The sequence below is a fragment of the Acinetobacter sp. 24-47-62 genome (assembly GCF_056779765.1).
The window spans coordinates 16,388-32,803 of record NZ_JBWYIN010000020.1; the positions used below are offsets into that span (position 1 = coordinate 16,388).

A 16,416-nucleotide genomic window follows, 5' to 3' on the forward strand; every position below is an offset into this window, starting at 1 on the left:
CGGAAATGAGTCAATTCCGTTTGCATCCTTTAGTTATAGCAATTGTTCTGAGTGGATGTAGTACGCAAGTCTTTGCACACCTTGGGCAGAATTTATCTGTAGATGTACGCTCATTATCAATGGGTAATGCTGTCACTGCAGATCCACCCGGGATTAGTGCAATTCACTTTAACCCTGCGGGTTTAACCAAACTCAAAGGTTTACAAACCGACGTTCAAGGCTTAGTTGCTAATTTTGATATTCAGCGTGAATTTTCAGCGCCATCAGGTTATGACGTCTTTGGATATTCTGATGATCCATTAATCTGTAATGATGCGCTTGATAATCCATCAAACCTCTGTACTGATTTTAAGGATTCTGTGAGAGGTGATGTCGAGTACGCATCCTTATATATTCCTATATTGAAAAAAATGGTGGATTTAGGAGAGGGATGGCCAGTAGCAGCTCCAACTGGAGGAATCTCCTACAACCCACCAGGATCTAAGTTTACTTTCGCTACTGCAGTTTATGCACCTCTGGTTGCAGGTTTCGGTGCAGAAGATGGTAATCCGGGTAACTTCATGGGGCAGCAAGTTGCCATGGAGCGTATTACATATTTATCACCATCGATTGCATATCAAGTAAATGATGAACTTTCAATTGGTGCTTCAGTGGGCATGTCTTATCAAGCCATTGCCATGAAAACAGATTTACGTTTTCCAAATGAAATGATTGGTCTTCTTCGGATGGTGGATGAGTCTGTCTGTGCCCCTTTCCGTGGAGGGAATGACAATATTGTCACGAATATTTTGTTATTCGGCTTATGTAATACCAATGAGGGCATGAATCCATTTTCAACTTTCGGGAAAATCAATGTTGAAATGGAGCAGAGTTTATCACCAAGCTACAACTTAGGTGTCTTGTGGGAACCCACTGAAGAGTTTGGTTTGGGGCTGGTTTACCAAAGCGGTGCTAAAATGCGCTTGAAGGGTAAATATATTGTAGAAAATGGAAACGCATCCCGAGAATTAATCAAAGGACTAAACTCCTCACCTACGGGGCAAGTTTTGGCAACCATACTTGGTTTTCCAAACTATGTACCTGCGATTGAAACTGGTCTAATGTCTATGGATTTAGAATATCCAGCACATTTCCAAGCGGGGATTAAGTACAAAGTATTCCCGGACTTACAGGTAAATTTCGATGTGGGATGGACTGACTATGCGGCTTGGGATAAGTTTAAATTTGAGTTCGATCGTCAAATTTCTGCTCTGAAGATTGCAAAACTGTTATCTAATGATGTAACAGACTCTTCTTTATCTCTGCCTCTAGGTTTTCAATCTCCATGGAGTTGGGGCGTTGGCATTGAATATTCTGCCAATGACCGTTTGAAATTCCGTGCTGGTTATGAACCTAGAACAAGTGCGATTCCAGATGGAAAGCGGAATACAATGGTACCGATCAATAATGCACAATTGTTTGGATTGGGTATTGGTTACCGTTTTGATGAAGATACAGATATTGATTTATCAGTCGGGTTCCTGCGTAGCCGCGATAGAATTCCAGCGGGATCAAGTAGCCTAGCCAATCTAGACGCCGTGGATAATTTATTACTTAATCCATATGCAGGCTTAAATGTATCGACAAATACCAAAGTTACGATTTTAGGTATTAATTATAGAACGAGATGGTAATGGACTTAAATCTTGAGCAATTTAAACAAATAAAAACAAGAGTGAGCCAGTCTCTCGGTTGTGTTATATGTACAGGTTCTTTTTTAGTAAGTCCTACATTGTATGCCCAAGACTTTTACACAATTATAGGTCCAGATGGCAGACCGATTGTCATCGAAAGAGCTGCATCTAGTGCTCAAAAAAACGAATCTATTAAAAATCAAAAATCAGTTCAAAGAGAAAATATTCAGCCAAAAATCATTCAAAAAAAACCAGCAGATGAGCCTAAAAAAATACATGTTGAAATCGCTCAGCCGAGTATTAAAGCTCCTACAGCGAGCAAATCAGTTGGGCGCAGTCAAAATGACAATGTTGAACAATCAACAGTGAGTGTTGAAAAAAAGACTCAAGATCAAATGACGAAAATTGATCTTGCACAGACTAAAGTCAATACGAAACATGAGCAGTCATTAACAAAAAATAAATCTACACACGATCAAAATTCTAAAGAAAGCGTTCAACCTGTTGAGCAGATTTCAGATAGCAAAAAAGCAGGTGGTTCACTGAAAGCTGAAACAGGAAGTCCTGTAACTCTGATTGATGGTGTTGAATACATTGATCATGAATATCTTGAAGATCGTGAGTTTAATCTGGAAGGAAGAAAACGGTTTTATGTAGTTCCTGATACGCAGGGTGTAGGTGCAGCTCGTTTTGAAACAATTGAGCGACAAAAAGGGATTACCAAAGCCGTTTTATCTCAGTTCCTACAGCCGACAGAGCCTACAGCGAAAGAAGCAATGGCTTTATCGAGTACGTATATGCGTATTGAAGCAAAAGATCTTGCGGAATCTTTGGAACATACATGTTTTAAAGATAAAAAAATTCAGAAAGCTAAGCGTTTGAAGGGTGCTCAAGGTGAAATTGGTTTATGGCCAGTTGCGCCATTGAAAGAACGTTTTGCTTACGAGGTGGTGGAGTTAGATGAATCAATTGATCAGATTCAAATTCAATCATTTGCTTCATCTCAAAATAACCCAACTTTTTATTGGCCGATTGCAGTATTTTTGGATCAGCAAGGTTGCATTTTAGAGGGAGCGACTGGTTTTAAAAGTACAGATACTCAAGCCAACGTCACGACATACTCTGCACTCGAAGGTATATTAAAAAAACCACCTCAAACACGATATTTATTACTCACCCCTTTAGTCGAATCAATTGATATTCAAAATCAAAAACTCGTGAATACTGGTCAGCTAAAGCTTAAGGCCATCAAATAAAAGAGAACTAGAATGAAAAAGTCTAATATTATCCCATTCACGTTTTCCACGCTTTTTTTAGCACTGACTGGATGTGGTGGAGAGAGTGCTAAAATAAATGAAGATCCTAACCGTGGTTCCGTTACAACCTCTAATGGTTGTTTAACCTCAAATGATGCTAATTGTCTTGGATTTGTCTTGGACTATCCTGTAGAGGGACTAAAGTTCGATTGTAGTACTGACAAACTGAATCACTATCGAACTGAACTCGATCCTAATGTTGCAACTGGTTCATGCCAAGTGGGAGACAAAGTTACATTTTATATTCAGGGTGAAGCCAGTGCTCGAAAAATTGAGTTAGGGACGGTCGATCTAGGTTCAATTGTGCCTAAGAAAATGAGTGATGTTTATATTCAGATTGGTGTACAAGATATGGCTCAAGGGCTAACTGGTAAGCCAATTGAAAATTTTAATATGTCCGATCCTACCTATAACGCAATGGTCGGAATTATACGAATTTTGCAAACATTAGGTGTAGATCAAATCAGTAATGTACCTGGTGATATACAGCAAGTTGTGCTGTCAAAAGACAATTTGGATGGTCTTCAAGTGATCAGCCAAAATATAACGGCCAATGAGTTCAACAATGGCAGTTATGTTCAGATCCTGAAACCATGGTTAGATGTCGATAAGGTATCAATTGATGATGCGGAAAAAGTAGCACAACAGATCATCAGAATGAGAAGTGTGGGTATTTATCAGGCCAATCACTTACTCTTTATTGGACAAAATACTAATTTCGCAGGGTTTCACGGCTCAAGCCTAAACAATAATCAAGCAATTGCTGATATGAGCGTAATTACTACGCGCGAAGGTTATGCGAGTGGTTATCTCTCACAGTGGAGAGGGAAACCAATTGTTACGGGTAGTAATACTTCAGAAGAGTTAGCACGAGTATTATTAATCAATCAAGTACCACCTGAAAAATTAGATGTCGTTTCTAATTCAAAAGATTGGTTGAATAATATCTCACAAAAAATACAAAAACCTTTAGTTTTTAAAAGTATTGAATCTTCAAATGACAAATTAGAAATCTATAAAGGAACTCTGTTTGGTCAATCCATTATTCCTGGTAATCAGTATGCTTATCAAGGATTCTTAGGCAGCAAGGATACACCTACAAGCACTGAGGTATATGGGGAGTGGCGTCAAGATGTCAATTCTGAGCGCTATACAGGTAAGCTTGATATTCTAAAATACAGTCCAGTGAGCTATTTAGATCGTAAAGTGTTCAAAACACGTAAAAATGTTGAAGCTGGGGATCAAATTATTTTCCCATTATACGCAGATTTAGTGTTTAACTTTAATGATAAAACGATTCCATCACAAACAGTGAGTATTGTCATTGATGAAAATGGAGATATACGAACCAATCGTACTGCATCGAGTTTAAAATCTACCACTTGTCCAAGCATTAAGAATACTTCAACCATGACCGATGAATTGGATGTTCAACAATTCATTATTGGTACGACAGGCACAACATATTCAACTGCAAATGATAAATCTCTGACAATACGTATGATTCTAGCGAATCCAATTTTTGGGAACCTAAATGGGGTCAGAGCTGGACTAAATAACAGACCAGACTTTGGAGTCGATTCTAATAGTGAACTTGTGTCATCTGGAGGCGTACGTTTAAATTTACAAAACTTAATCGTAAATAATGACATAAGAGCGGGTATTAATATCACGAGTTGGGATACTAAGGGCTCTACAGCCGCAGCTGAATGGGTGAATACGCATGCGACATACCAACACACGTACAATTCGATTCCAGAGAATAAACCAACGACTGAACAACTTAATCTAGCAAAGCTTAGAACAGGAACAATTGAAATTGCTTTAACACCTTGTTATCAAATAGGTCGAAAAGCTTAACCAAAAAAACTCCATCTTATGAGATGGAGTTTTTTTAACCTGTTTGATCAAGTCGAGTACCTAAGGTCTCTAAGTGTGTAGGAAAATGATTCGATTTTCGGTCTTCAAAATAATGACGAAGCGTTCGTTCAACACTTGGGAAAGCTAAACTATCCCATGGAATTTCGTGTTCTTCAAATAAACGACTTTCGATGGTTTCTTCACCAGCTCCAAATTTACCTTCAACAAGGTGAGATTTAAATAATACGTAAATTTGACCAATACGAGGGATATTGTACATACAGTACAATTGCTCAATTTCCACTTCAGCTTCAGCTTCTTCACGAGTTTCACGAGCTGCACCTTGCTCCATTGTCTCGAAGAGTTCCATATATCCTGCTGGTAGCGTCCAAAGACCATAGCGCGGCTCAATCGCTCTACGACATAAGAGTACTTTATCTTCCCAAATCGCTAAGGCTCCACAAATGACCTTTGGATTCACATAGTGAATGGTCTTACAATGCGTACAGACTTGGCGTACTTTATGATCACCTAAAGGAATCTGTTCGGTCGTCGGTTGCCCACAGGCCGTGCAAAAAGGCATATGCTGTCAAGTAAAAATGAGATGATTCAGCATACCCCAAAAAAATAACTTTCGCATCATTTATAGCCTTATGCACAAAATTTCATATATGATGGGATGAGAATAAAAAAGAGAGATCGAGCTATTCAAGATGATGGATCATTCATTAACATTGCAACTGCAACAACACCTTAGGTTTTCTAAACGCATTCAAAAAGCTGATGCTGCAGTATTACTTGCAATCACCAATGAAGATGATCCTAAAATTCTGCTGACGCGTCGCTCTATTTATATGAATAATCATGCGGGTGAAGTGTCATTCCCAGGAGGAAAAAGAGATCCGAACGACACCAGTAATATTGTCGTTGCACTCCGAGAAGCATGGGAAGAAACGGCTTTGAATCCGTTCGATGTAAAGTTGCTAGGTGATCTGCCTTCAGAGCGCTCAAAAGCGGGTGTTTTAGTAAAACCTGTTGTTGGATTGATACCGCCTAATGTGAAGCTTGTCCCACAACCTACAGAAATCGATCGTATTTTTTTTGCTTCAATCCGCGAAATGATGGATGCTCGCCCAACACCTTATGAAGTTCGATTGGCTAAGCAATCAATCTATTTTCCAAGTTTAAGAGTTGAGAATGAGGTGATATGGGGTCTTACAGCAAGGATCCTGATTTCGTTGTTTCAGTATGGCTTAAATTATAAAAAAAACTGGCCCTTTTTGCTCAATTCCCCAAGTTTTAAATCTTCAATTTTCAAACAACATTAAAATATTAAATGCATAGGATTGCTGCATATGATGTACAAATTTCAAGACAAAACCCCTTCAACGACGATTCAACCATGGAATGGATGGATTGCAGAAAATGCCACTGTGATTGGCGATGTTGAACTTGGACAAGAGGTGAGTGTTTGGTTTGGTGCGGTAATACGCGGGGATAACTGCAAAATTCGTATTGGTGATTTCAGTAATATTCAAGAAAATGCCGTCTTACACACTGATCCCGGCATTGAATTGAATGTTGGGCAATATGTCACCATTGGTCATCAAGCAATGTTACATGGTTGTACGATTGGAGATAATAGTTTGATTGGTATCAACGCCGTCATATTAAATAATGCTGTAATCGGTAAAAATTGCATTATTGGCGCGAATGCGTTGATTCCAGAAGGTAAAATCATCCCAGATAATTCATTGGTGATGGGCTCTCCTGGCAAAGTAATTAAAACATTAGATGAGTTTGCAGAAGCTAAACTCAAAATGAGTGCGATGCATTATGCGCATCATTTCAAAAATTTCACTCAGCTTGAAAAATTTGAATTTTAAATATAAGTGTTGAGATTGATACCAGCGTTCAATAATCACTAAATCTGAACAGATCTGCTCTCGCAGGAATAATTCGAGTGGAGTATGATTAGCACCATTTTTAACGATTTATAGGGGCATGCATGAAATTGCTTGCATTAGAAACTGCCAATGAGCAGTGCTCAGTTTCGTTAATTGATGAGAATCAAGTACTTTTTTATAAACTAGATGATCGTGCAAAAGCGCAGACCCAATCTATCCTCCCAATGATTGAAGCAGCTTTTCAGCAAGCTGAAGTACACGTTTCAGATTTGGATGCGATCGCTTTTAGTCGTGGTCCTGGCTCATTCAGCGGTGTGCGTATTAATGCAGCAGTCACTCAGGCACTTGCATGGTCACATGACGTGCCTGTGATTCCTGTTTCATCCCTTCAAGCTCTGGCACAGGCTGCTTATCGAATGTATCAACTGACAGAAGTTACGGCTGTACTTGATGCAAGAATGAGTGAGGTCTACATCGCAAGTTTTCAGTTAAATGCTCAAGGTTTAATGCAGTTGGTGGATGAAGAGCAATTATTAAATTATGAAAATGCTGCAGCCTATCAAAAGTTTCAAATGATTGGTTCGGGAACAAAATGTATTCATCCCGAATTAAATGATTATTCAAATGTCCAAGCAACTGCTGAGGATATAGCGACGATTGCACGTGAACATGCTTTAAAAAAACACTGGCTCAGTGCCGATCTCGCACTACCCGTTTATTTACGTGACAATGCGTGGAAAAAAATTCCAGAACAAGGCAAAGCATAATTAGGAATTTCTATGGATCTTTTACTGCTGCTTAAAGCGGCAATTATGGGTATCGTTGAAGGTATTACTGAGTTTTTACCCATTTCTAGTACAGGCCATTTAATTTTAGCCGCTGAACTCATGAATTTCTGGACCAAGGAAAAAAGTGATGTCTTTGTGATTGCCATTCAAATGGGGGCAATCGCAGCGGTTATTTATGAATATTGGTCGCGCTTATGGGGTGCTGCAACGGGTATGGTCACTGGCGAAGCACAAGGTAGAAGACTCGGATTTGGTTTAATCTTGGCTTCAATCCCAATTGTTGCAATAGGTTTGACCTTTGGGCAAACAGTAAAAGAGCTATTATTTAATAACTACGCGATTGCAATTGGCCTGATTGTGGGTGGTTTAATTATCATTTGGGTAGAAAAAAATCCCCCAAGAATACGTGTCAAAGAAGTTGAAGAGCTCAGTTATAAAGATGCAATTTGGATTGGTTTAATTCAAGTGCTCTCTTTGATCCCAGGTACATCACGTTCTGGTGCTACGATCATCGGGGCAATGTTTTTAGGCGTTTCCCGCAAAGCAGCGACCGAATTTTCATTCTTTCTTGGAATTCCAGTCATTATTGGTGCTGGATTATTAGATTTATATCAAAGCTATGATGTGTTCCAGACTGCTGAAGATTGGGCAGTGTTGACAACTGGGTTGATTGTTTCATTTGTCTCAGCTTTATTACTCATTCGAGCTTTGGTTGCCTATGTCGCAAAACGTGATTTTATGATTTTTGCTTGGTATCGAATTGCTTCAGGTTTAGTGATCCTTCTCTTTGCATTTACAGGTTGGAAATTATGGTAAGCGAAATACGCTTATTTGCTGAACGAGATTTTCTTGAGAAAGCACAGCATTTTAATGCTGTGCTTTCTTCTCGTGGGGTGCAGTCAACAATCGAAGAGGTTGAAAAATTGAATGCTCGATTTTTCAGACATCATCCTGAACTTGCGCTTTGTGTTGATCAAGATGGGTTGTGGCTGTGCGCACAGGGCATGCGTATGCAACCTGATTGGAAAGCCGAAGTCGGTCGCTTAAAACGTGCTAGCTTGAAATCTGAAATGATTGCGAGGGCATGCCAGTTATCTGAAAAACCCCAGCTCATTGATGCCACCGCAGGGCTTGGGCATGACAGTTTACTGATGGCACATTTAGGGGCAAATGTCACATTAGTTGAACGACATCCAATTTTATATACTTTGTTAGAATCTACTCATCAACAAGCGAGTCTTGACCCATTTTTAAAGAGTATTGTTGCGCGTATTCAGCTGGTTTTTTCAGATTCCGCTGATTATCTTAAGCAATGTGAAAACCAACACGTCGATGCTGATGTAGTATATTTAGATCCAATGTTTCCACAGCGCGATCAGAATCAAAATGCCATTAAAAAACAAGCGCAAGTTAAAAAACAAATGCAGCTGTTACATCTTCTGTTGCCTGAAGATGGAGAGATGGATTTAGGTGAAGAATTGTTGGCATTGGCTCAAAGCGTTGCTAAGCGAGTTATTGTAAAGCGACCAAGGCATGCTGTTTATCTCAATGCGCAAAAACCTGATCATCAATGGTTAGGTGATGCATGTCGATTTGATGCCTATTTTCAAACGATTGTTTCTGAGTAGTTTAGTAAATGACTCAAAAATAATCGAAAAATTGTTATATAGTTAAAAGTAGCATTGATAATTATTTAACCGAGCATAAACTTAAAAAAGCTGATCCAAGCACCTACACAGTAATCTTATGATAGACCTTAAACCTTCAATTAACTTTTGGCATGATTTAAAAAGTAACCAGCTTGCAGGGATTTGGTTATTTTTAGGTTCAAGGAAATCACTACAGATTGTAAGGCCATCAATTCTTCAACTTATTTTTTGGGGAATTCTTGGAGGTTCAGCGAGCTCTTTATTTAGCTGGTTGTTATCGAGTGGTGCTGGAGAATTTAACTCTCAAGGATTAGTGAGTTATGCGCTCTGGCCATTTATTGCTTTAATTGTTGGGATTTTCCTTTCACAGCGCACTAATAATCCACGTTTGATGTTGGTGCCAGCATTACTTTGGTTAGTACTAGACACACATATTGTGTTGATTCAGTGTCTTATCCAATATTATTTTAATAACTTTGACTATCAACCTAATTTCCTTGTTGATCATTTGCAGCACATATTTTCTTTATTGTTTGTTTGGCAAAGTTTAGCTGTTGTTTGGGTTTTTTCGCGTGAATTAAAATGGCCTTGGTGGGAGCGACTGCTCATCATGATCGCCACGTTTTTTACACTTTTTGTGTGGCAGATTTCGTCACAAAGTCAACCAATTTGGAAGGTAGATGAGGCGCCTCCAAGTATTTCAGAACAATCATTTTACGCGCAAAGCAGATTATTAAATCAGGCGCTTGAACAGATCCAATTTGGAGAGTTTGCGAACTCTCATTGGTATTTTATGGGCGTAGCTGGTGCAAGTTATCAAGATGTATTCAAATTGGAAATTCAAAGATTTAAAGATCAATTTGATACGCGTTTCGGAACCTTTGGTCGTTCAATTGCGTTAATTAATAATCCTGCGACTCGCGAAGAATATCCAATTGCGTCAAAGACCAGTATTGATTTGGCATTGCAACGTATTGGCGCTCAGATGAATCGTGAAAGTGATGTCCTGTTTCTTTATATGACTTCCCATGGATTGAGTAACCAATTTCAAATGGAGAATACGCCAATTGATTTGGAAGACATAGATCCAAAATGGTTGCGCCAAACGCTTGATAAATCAGGGATCAGGTGGAGAGTCATTGTGATTTCATCATGTTTCTCTGGTAGTTTTATTCCAGCGTTGCAATCGCCAGATACATTAGTCATTACTGCAGCTGCAGCAGATCGAGAGTCTTTTGGTTGTTCAAATGATGCAGACTCGACTTATTTTGGACGTGCTTTCTTTGATTTAGCGATGCGTGAAAAAAATAGCTTACGTGAAGCCTTTGAAGATGCATCAGTCAATATTGCGCATTGGGAAAATGCACAAGGGTTTATGCCATCAGAGCCACAATGGGTCATTGGTAAGAATATGGAAATTATGTTGCCGCAACTTGAAAAGAGATTATTTCCTCAGGTTGGATTATCAACCGTAAGTAGTGAACACCAGAGTGATAGTGCTCAGTTTACGAATATGCGATGATGTTTTAAAAATTAAATGTGTGAGGCAGTGCAATGGAATTGGTTCAAAAGAATAAATGTTTTGATGGTGAACAACGTGTTTATCAGATCAATTCAAAGTTTTTGAAAAATCCGACTAAATTTTCTGTATTTTTACCTTCACAGGCACTCGAAGGTCAAAAATGTATTGCGTTGTACTATCTTGCAGGTTTGACTTGTACTGAAGAAACTTTTGTCATCAAAGCACACGCACAACGTTTAGCTGCACAATTGGGAATTATATTGATTGCTCCGGATACATCACCTCGTGGTGACGACGTGGCGGTCGGGGATTCTTGGGATATAGGGCAAGGGGCTGGATTCTATTTAAACGCAACTCAAGCACCTTGGGCTGAGCATTATCAGATGGAGTCGTATCTTATACAGGAGCTGTATTCTCTAGTTCTTACATCGTTTCCTGTACAGGATGAGGGGATTGGTATTTTTGGTCACAGCATGGGAGGACACGGTGCACTCACGCTTGCTTGGAAGTATCCAGACTTATTTAAGTCAGTCTCAGCATTTGCACCGATTTGTGCGCCATCAATTTGTCCATGGGGTGAAAAGGCATTTTCAGCTTACCTCGGAGAAGAACGTGAGTTATGGAAAGCACATGATGCGAATGAACTCGTGAAAGCAAAGGGTGCTCTATATCACGAAGTTTTAATTGATCAGGGGGTTGCAGATCAGTTTTATGCTCAACTTAATCCAGCACTATTTGCTGAATCATGTAAAACCGTAGGTCAAAAGCTCACATTGCGGGAGCATGAGGGTTATGATCATGGATACTTCTTTATCCAAAGTTTTATTGATGATCATCTGCAATTCCATGCTTTACAATTGCAAAATTAATCTCATTTGAATTTTAAGATATTCATACTTAAGTTCGTTATAATGTGTGCGATATCACATTTAAACCATGTTGAATGATGACATCTCTCGGGATGTCATTTTTATAATCAGAGAAAATAATAATGAATTCATCAGAACACTCCGCTGAACAAGCACCCTTACCATTCATCAACGATCCATTTCCATTATCTGATGCAGATGAAAATCGACCGATTTATATGGGGAAAGTATTTAAATTTAAATTTCATGGCAATGCGATGGAGTACTTTGGCATATGGATCGTCAATATTTTATTGACGATTGCGACATTGAGCCTATATGCGCCATGGGCGAAAGTACGTCGTTTAAGATATTTTTATAACAATACCGAATTTTTTCATCGCTTTTTTGATTTTACTGGTTTACCGACTAAAATTTTGATTGGTCGACTGATAGCCATTGGCATTTGGGCAATATTTGCGATTGCCTCATATATGGATATGACGATAGCAGCATTTGGTGGACTGATTATTTATATTGCTCTTCCATGGTTGGTACGAGCCACAATTCGATTTAATGCGCGCAACAGTAAATTTGGGAACAGTCGTTTTTATTTTTCTGGCACGAATAAAGAAGCCTATAAACAATTTTTAATTGCGCTTGCTATCACCATTTTTACATTAGGTATATTTAGCCCTGTCGCAATTTGGATTTATAAAAAATATACGCTTAATCATTTGTACGTTGGACAACTCAAATTTCAATTAAACAATGACTGGCCTAGTTATATGCGAGCAGTATATGTTCCCATGATTCTCTTTGTATTGATTCTTATGCTCATCGGATTTGGTGGTTCGACATTATCAATACTCAGTGGTCATGGAATGGATATGATGCTGATGATGATCTTTGCCGTTTATGCGATTGGAATGTTGTTTATTGGTCCGTTAATACAGGCACGAATTTTTATTACTACGTGGAATAGCACAACACTCAACAGCAGTCAGTTTAAGACCAGTTGTAATCAATGGCGCTATGCATGGATTGTTGCGAGTAATTGGATCGCTAGAATCTTAAGTTTAGGATTATTGTCAGCATGGGCTGCTATTCGCATTTATCGATACCAAGTTGAGTCGATGAGCTTAGAATTAAATGATGATCCAAACCTGATGATGAATATTGCGCAAAGTGATCATAGTGCCATCGCGGAAGAAATTAGTGATATTTTTGATATTGATATTTCACTTTAGGAGTTAATTCAATGAATCAACCTCTCACAGTGACATATTATGATGGTGTTCTTTCTAAGCCTTTTACAGCACAGATTCGCCCTGCTAATCAAGACAGTATCGCTGTCAGTTATACAGATAAAGGCGAAGTGAAAACAGTCTACTATCATGCAGATGAAATGGTATTGCTTGGTAAAATTGGTCGACGTAATCCAGCTTTAGAGTTAACACATGACGCTAGGATTGAATTTCATGAGCGTCAGCTTCCTGAATGGTTGCCTGTTGAGCATAAAAATTTTCATCAAAAAGTATGGAAACTTGAACGTACACCATCGTTGATTATTTTTAGTGTTATTTTCGTGGTCGCACTTGGTTTCTCCGTCATTAAATGGGGAATACCGACGGCATCGCACATTGTTGCTTTCCAGCTGCCAGAAAATACGCTGAATCGTTTGGGTGGACAGGCAGAAGTTTATTTAGCCGAATACACTAAACCTTCTCAGTTATCACAGCAAAGACAGGATCGGATTCTCGCGGATTATCTGAAATATGTTGCTGAGGGTCGTCCCGCTCAGTTGAAATTTAGGGAAGGTACCTCGCTTGGAGCCAATGCACTCGCATTGCCAAACAATACAATTTATCTCACCGATGAATTAGTGAAGCTTGCCAAGAATGATCAGGAAATTATCGGCGTTTTGGCACATGAACAAGCACATTTATTAAAACGTCACAGCTTACAACAAGGTCTTTCGAGCCTAGGATTCAGCGTACTTTATATTGCTATCACTGGTGATGGATCGGATTTAATTGCGACTTTGCCAGTTGCCATGATTGGTGCAGGATATTCACGGAAGTTTGAGTTAGAATCAGATCAGTATGCGCTAGAACTCATGCATAAACATGAAATGGATACAGTGCATTTTGCAAACTTTTTAAAACGTATGAGTGATGATATGGGAGAAGACGAAGATCAATCAAAAATTCTTGATCTCTTTGCAAGTCATCCTGCCACTGAAGAACGAATTCGCCGTGTTACTGAATTTAAACAGCAACAATAATGAAAAGCCGACTTTATGTCGGTTTTTCTTTAACTTTCTCTAGACCATATAACTTGATAGTCAGCTTGAACCATGCGATTGATATGATCAAGCACGACATTTTCTAGTCGTATTAATTCTTCTAAAGATATTTCTTCTTTATTCACAATACTGACATGAAGTTGATCAGGTTGTATTGATAATTCAACTGTCACTTTTGGCATAAAAATTTGATATTGGTCATCGGTATTGGTGACATCAAATTTATGTTTCCAATGATTGCTTAATCGTTTAGCGATACGTAATGCTTCGGAGCTGTCTATCGTTGTGGTTGTTTTCATTATTTACCGTAATGCTTGAAATTTATTGTATCTTAACATTCATCTCACCATAAGGTTGTTCCGAATATGCAACATAGCTTTGCATAAGTCATATTCCGTCCTTGAATATTTTTTAATCAACGATTTGCATTTTGAGTTGAAATTTAAATAGCAGTAATTTCGAAGGAATGAATAAACGAAGTTTTGCTATAATCATCTTTTGAATTCTAATTTCCCGCCAGGTCCTGACATGTCCAAGCCATTCTTAATTGCTCCATCGATTTTATCTGCTGATTTCGCTCGCTTAGGTGAAGAAGTCGAAAATGTACTTGAAGCAGGTGCAGATGTGGTCCATTTCGATGTAATGGACAATCATTATGTACCAAATTTAACTTTTGGTGCTGGTGTATGTAAGGCACTTAAAAAATATGGTATTCAGGCTCCAATTGACGTTCATCTTATGGTGAAACCAGTCGATCGTATGATCGGAGATTTCTTAGAAGCGGGTGCAGATATCATCACTTTTCATCCAGAAGCATCAGACCATATCGACCGTTCATTGCAGCTGATTAAAGCTGGTGGTGCTAAAGCAGGTTTAGTTTTTAACCCTGCAACGCCTTTACATTACCTTGATTATGTACTGGATAAAGTGGATCAAGTCTTATTAATGAGCGTCAACCCTGGCTTTGGTGGACAAAAATTTATCCCAATAACGCTAGATAAACTTCGTGAAGCACGCAAAATTATTGATGCATCTGGTAAAGATATTCGCTTAGAAGTTGATGGTGGTGTTGGTCCAGCAAATATTCGTGAAATCGCTGAAGCTGGTGCTGATATGTTTGTGGCTGGTTCTGCCATTTTTGGAAAGCCAGATTATAAAGCTGTAATTGATGAAATGCGTGCAGAGTTGGCGAAAGTAGGTTCAATTAACGTTTGATCCGAAACATGTATAATACTACACACATCTGTGGATAAGTTTGTGGATAACTTGGTGGATATCTGTGTTGATAACAGTCTGGATAATTTGATTAGATTATAATCATATTTAGTTCAATGGTTTGTTTATTAGACAATAAATGTATAAAAAGGACTCATTTGAGTCCTTTTTTACAAAAAATGGATCTTCTTATCCTTTCTGTTGAATTGTTTGGGGGAGAAATTTTCGTTGCTCATTATTTGGCTTATCTTCGTGAATAAGTCTTAAAAGAGCGAGATAAAAAATCAATTTAAATTTAAACATCCTAGACCAGTGATTTTCTATAGTGCAGTGAAGTGTTCTAATTTGGTGCGGATTTAGTCTTCCATCTGACAATAGCGATCGCGTTCGCAATGCAATAGCCTAAAAATGCAGAAATAATCTAGAAAAGCTAGTCCTATAATGACCTATTTTTTGTAGGTGTATTTTGGGTCAAAAATTGTAAAATTGCGCCTATTTTGTGCGTGTGTTGATATAATTCAACCATCATTTGGAGGAACGACCTCCCTCATTTCTCTGAGAAAAATCGTCAGGACGGCCTGACTCTTAAATTATTTTAATTGGGAGCAGGCATCATGGCTTGGTTTATTCTTATTCTCGCGGGTTTATTTGAGATCGTTTGGGCATATAGTATGAAAATGTCTGAAGGATTTACTAAATTCACACCGACTGCAATTACTCTATTTTTTATGGTTCTCAGTTTTGGGTTGTTGGCACATGCCATGAAAACATTACCTCTGGGAACTGCCTATACGATTTGGACGGGGATTGGTGCAGTAGGGTCTTTTTTAGTCGGCATTTTTATTCTGGGTGAGCCTGCGACAGCAATGCGGATGATTGCGGCTATTCTGATTATTTCAGGTTTAGTCATGATGAAATTAGCTTCAGCGTAAGATTTAAGGCAGCGTATCCATGCGCTGCTTTTTAAATTGAGAGAGGGTTTATTTTGGCTTGGTTAGTCTTGATTGTTGCAGGGTTGTTGGAGGTGGTCTGGGCCTATTTTATGAAAGTTTCAGATGGATTCACCAAATTGACACCCAGTATTTTGACGATCGTTTTCATGATCGCAAGTTTTGCTTTACTTTCCCATGCGATGAAAACTTTACCACTCGGGACAGCTTATACCGTATGGACAGGCATAGGCGCTGTAGGTTCGTTTGTGGTTGGGATTTTTATTCTTGGAGAACCTGCAAATGCAATGAGAATGATCGCTGCAGTATTGATTATTTCGGGTCTAGTCTTGATGAAGTTATCATCAACATAGTTAGATGATTCAACTTACAAGCGATTA

17 protein-coding genes are annotated in these 16,416 nt (G+C 38.7%); 15 read left to right on the forward strand and 2 right to left on the reverse strand.

What is annotated here, in order from left to right; genetic code table 11:
- Positions 1-5: 5 nt before the first annotated feature.
- Genes filD through filF form a run of 3 tightly spaced genes read left to right on the forward strand, consistent with a single transcriptional unit; the run spans position 6 to position 4,849 of the window.
- Positions 6-1,673 carry a putative pilus system OmpP1/FadL family transporter FilD gene (gene filD, locus AC1M87_RS13975; protein ID WP_481594034.1) on the forward strand — a complete coding sequence of 556 codons (1,668 nt, stop codon included), beginning with the start codon at positions 6-8 and terminating at the stop codon, positions 1,671-1,673.
- Complete coding sequence (gene filE, locus AC1M87_RS13980; RefSeq protein ID WP_481594035.1) at positions 1,673-2,929, forward strand: putative pilus assembly protein FilE; 1,257 nt, start codon at positions 1,673-1,675, stop codon at positions 2,927-2,929. The genes filD and filE overlap by 1 nt, the downstream gene beginning before the upstream one ends.
- 12 nt (positions 2,930-2,941) lie before the next feature.
- Complete coding sequence (gene filF / locus AC1M87_RS13985) at positions 2,942-4,849, forward strand: putative pilus system protein FilF (protein ID WP_481589570.1); 1,908 nt, start codon at positions 2,942-2,944, stop codon at positions 4,847-4,849.
- 34 nt (positions 4,850-4,883) lie between these two features.
- Here filF and AC1M87_RS13990 read toward each other — a convergent pair whose 3' ends face one another.
- Complete coding sequence (locus AC1M87_RS13990) at positions 4,884-5,432, reverse strand: NUDIX hydrolase (RefSeq protein WP_035268253.1); 549 nt, start codon at positions 5,430-5,432, stop codon at positions 4,884-4,886.
- 130 nt (positions 5,433-5,562) lie between these two features.
- On the opposite strand from AC1M87_RS13990, the gene AC1M87_RS13995 reads away from it, so the two are divergent.
- The 9 genes from AC1M87_RS13995 to AC1M87_RS14035 all read left to right on the forward strand — a co-directional run bounded on the left by AC1M87_RS13995 (position 5,563) and on the right by AC1M87_RS14035 (position 13,850).
- Positions 5,563-6,177 carry a CoA pyrophosphatase gene (locus AC1M87_RS13995; RefSeq protein ID WP_035268255.1) on the forward strand — a complete coding sequence of 205 codons (615 nt, stop codon included), beginning with the start codon at positions 5,563-5,565 and terminating at the stop codon, positions 6,175-6,177.
- 27 nt (positions 6,178-6,204) lie between these two features.
- Positions 6,205-6,735: a gamma carbonic anhydrase family protein gene (locus AC1M87_RS14000; RefSeq protein WP_035268256.1), complete on the forward strand. Its 531-nt coding sequence runs from the start codon at positions 6,205-6,207 to the stop codon at positions 6,733-6,735.
- Positions 6,736-6,857: 122 nt separating this feature from the next.
- Positions 6,858-7,523: a tRNA (adenosine(37)-N6)-threonylcarbamoyltransferase complex dimerization subunit type 1 TsaB gene (gene tsaB / locus AC1M87_RS14005; protein ID WP_092768604.1), complete on the forward strand. Its 666-nt coding sequence runs from the start codon at positions 6,858-6,860 to the stop codon at positions 7,521-7,523.
- Positions 7,524-7,535: 12 nt separating this feature from the next.
- On the forward strand, positions 7,536-8,360 hold the full coding sequence (locus tag AC1M87_RS14010; RefSeq protein ID WP_035268259.1) for an undecaprenyl-diphosphate phosphatase: 825 nt from the start codon (positions 7,536-7,538) through the stop codon (positions 8,358-8,360).
- The gene (locus AC1M87_RS14015) at positions 8,354-9,172 is read left to right on the forward strand and encodes a class I SAM-dependent methyltransferase (RefSeq protein ID WP_481594036.1); all 819 of its coding nucleotides are present in this window, start codon (positions 8,354-8,356) and stop codon (positions 9,170-9,172) included. The genes AC1M87_RS14010 and AC1M87_RS14015 overlap by 7 nt, the downstream gene beginning before the upstream one ends.
- Positions 9,173-9,290: 118 nt before the next feature.
- Positions 9,291-10,715 carry a C13 family peptidase gene (locus AC1M87_RS14020; RefSeq protein WP_035268271.1) on the forward strand — a complete coding sequence of 475 codons (1,425 nt, stop codon included), beginning with the start codon at positions 9,291-9,293 and terminating at the stop codon, positions 10,713-10,715.
- Between the two features lie 32 nt (positions 10,716-10,747).
- Entirely contained in the window at positions 10,748-11,584 is an 837-nt protein-coding gene (gene fghA, locus AC1M87_RS14025; protein WP_481594037.1) for an S-formylglutathione hydrolase, read from the forward strand.
- Between the two features lie 218 nt (positions 11,585-11,802).
- Entirely contained in the window at positions 11,803-12,813 is a 1,011-nt protein-coding gene (locus AC1M87_RS14030; protein WP_257219954.1) for a YjgN family protein, read from the forward strand.
- Positions 12,814-12,824: 11 nt separating this feature from the next.
- A complete protein-coding gene (locus AC1M87_RS14035; protein WP_481588035.1) occupies positions 12,825-13,850 on the forward strand; it encodes a M48 family metallopeptidase in 1,026 nt (341 codons plus the stop codon).
- Between the two features lie 29 nt (positions 13,851-13,879).
- Here AC1M87_RS14035 and AC1M87_RS14040 read toward each other — a convergent pair whose 3' ends face one another.
- A complete protein-coding gene (locus AC1M87_RS14040; protein WP_481594038.1) occupies positions 13,880-14,170 on the reverse strand; it encodes a DUF2218 domain-containing protein in 291 nt (96 codons plus the stop codon).
- Between the two features lie 229 nt (positions 14,171-14,399).
- Between AC1M87_RS14040 and rpe the strand changes: the two genes are divergently transcribed.
- The 3 genes from rpe to sugE all read left to right on the forward strand — a co-directional run bounded on the left by rpe (position 14,400) and on the right by sugE (position 16,389).
- A complete protein-coding gene (gene rpe / locus AC1M87_RS14045; RefSeq protein ID WP_481594039.1) occupies positions 14,400-15,086 on the forward strand; it encodes a ribulose-phosphate 3-epimerase in 687 nt (228 codons plus the stop codon).
- Between the two features lie 614 nt (positions 15,087-15,700).
- The gene (locus AC1M87_RS14050) at positions 15,701-16,018 is read left to right on the forward strand and encodes a DMT family transporter (RefSeq protein ID WP_092768625.1); all 318 of its coding nucleotides are present in this window, start codon (positions 15,701-15,703) and stop codon (positions 16,016-16,018) included.
- Between the two features lie 53 nt (positions 16,019-16,071).
- Positions 16,072-16,389 carry a quaternary ammonium compound efflux SMR transporter SugE gene (sugE, locus tag AC1M87_RS14055; RefSeq protein WP_180000188.1) on the forward strand — a complete coding sequence of 106 codons (318 nt, stop codon included), beginning with the start codon at positions 16,072-16,074 and terminating at the stop codon, positions 16,387-16,389.
- The last annotated feature ends 27 nt before the right edge of the window (positions 16,390-16,416 follow it).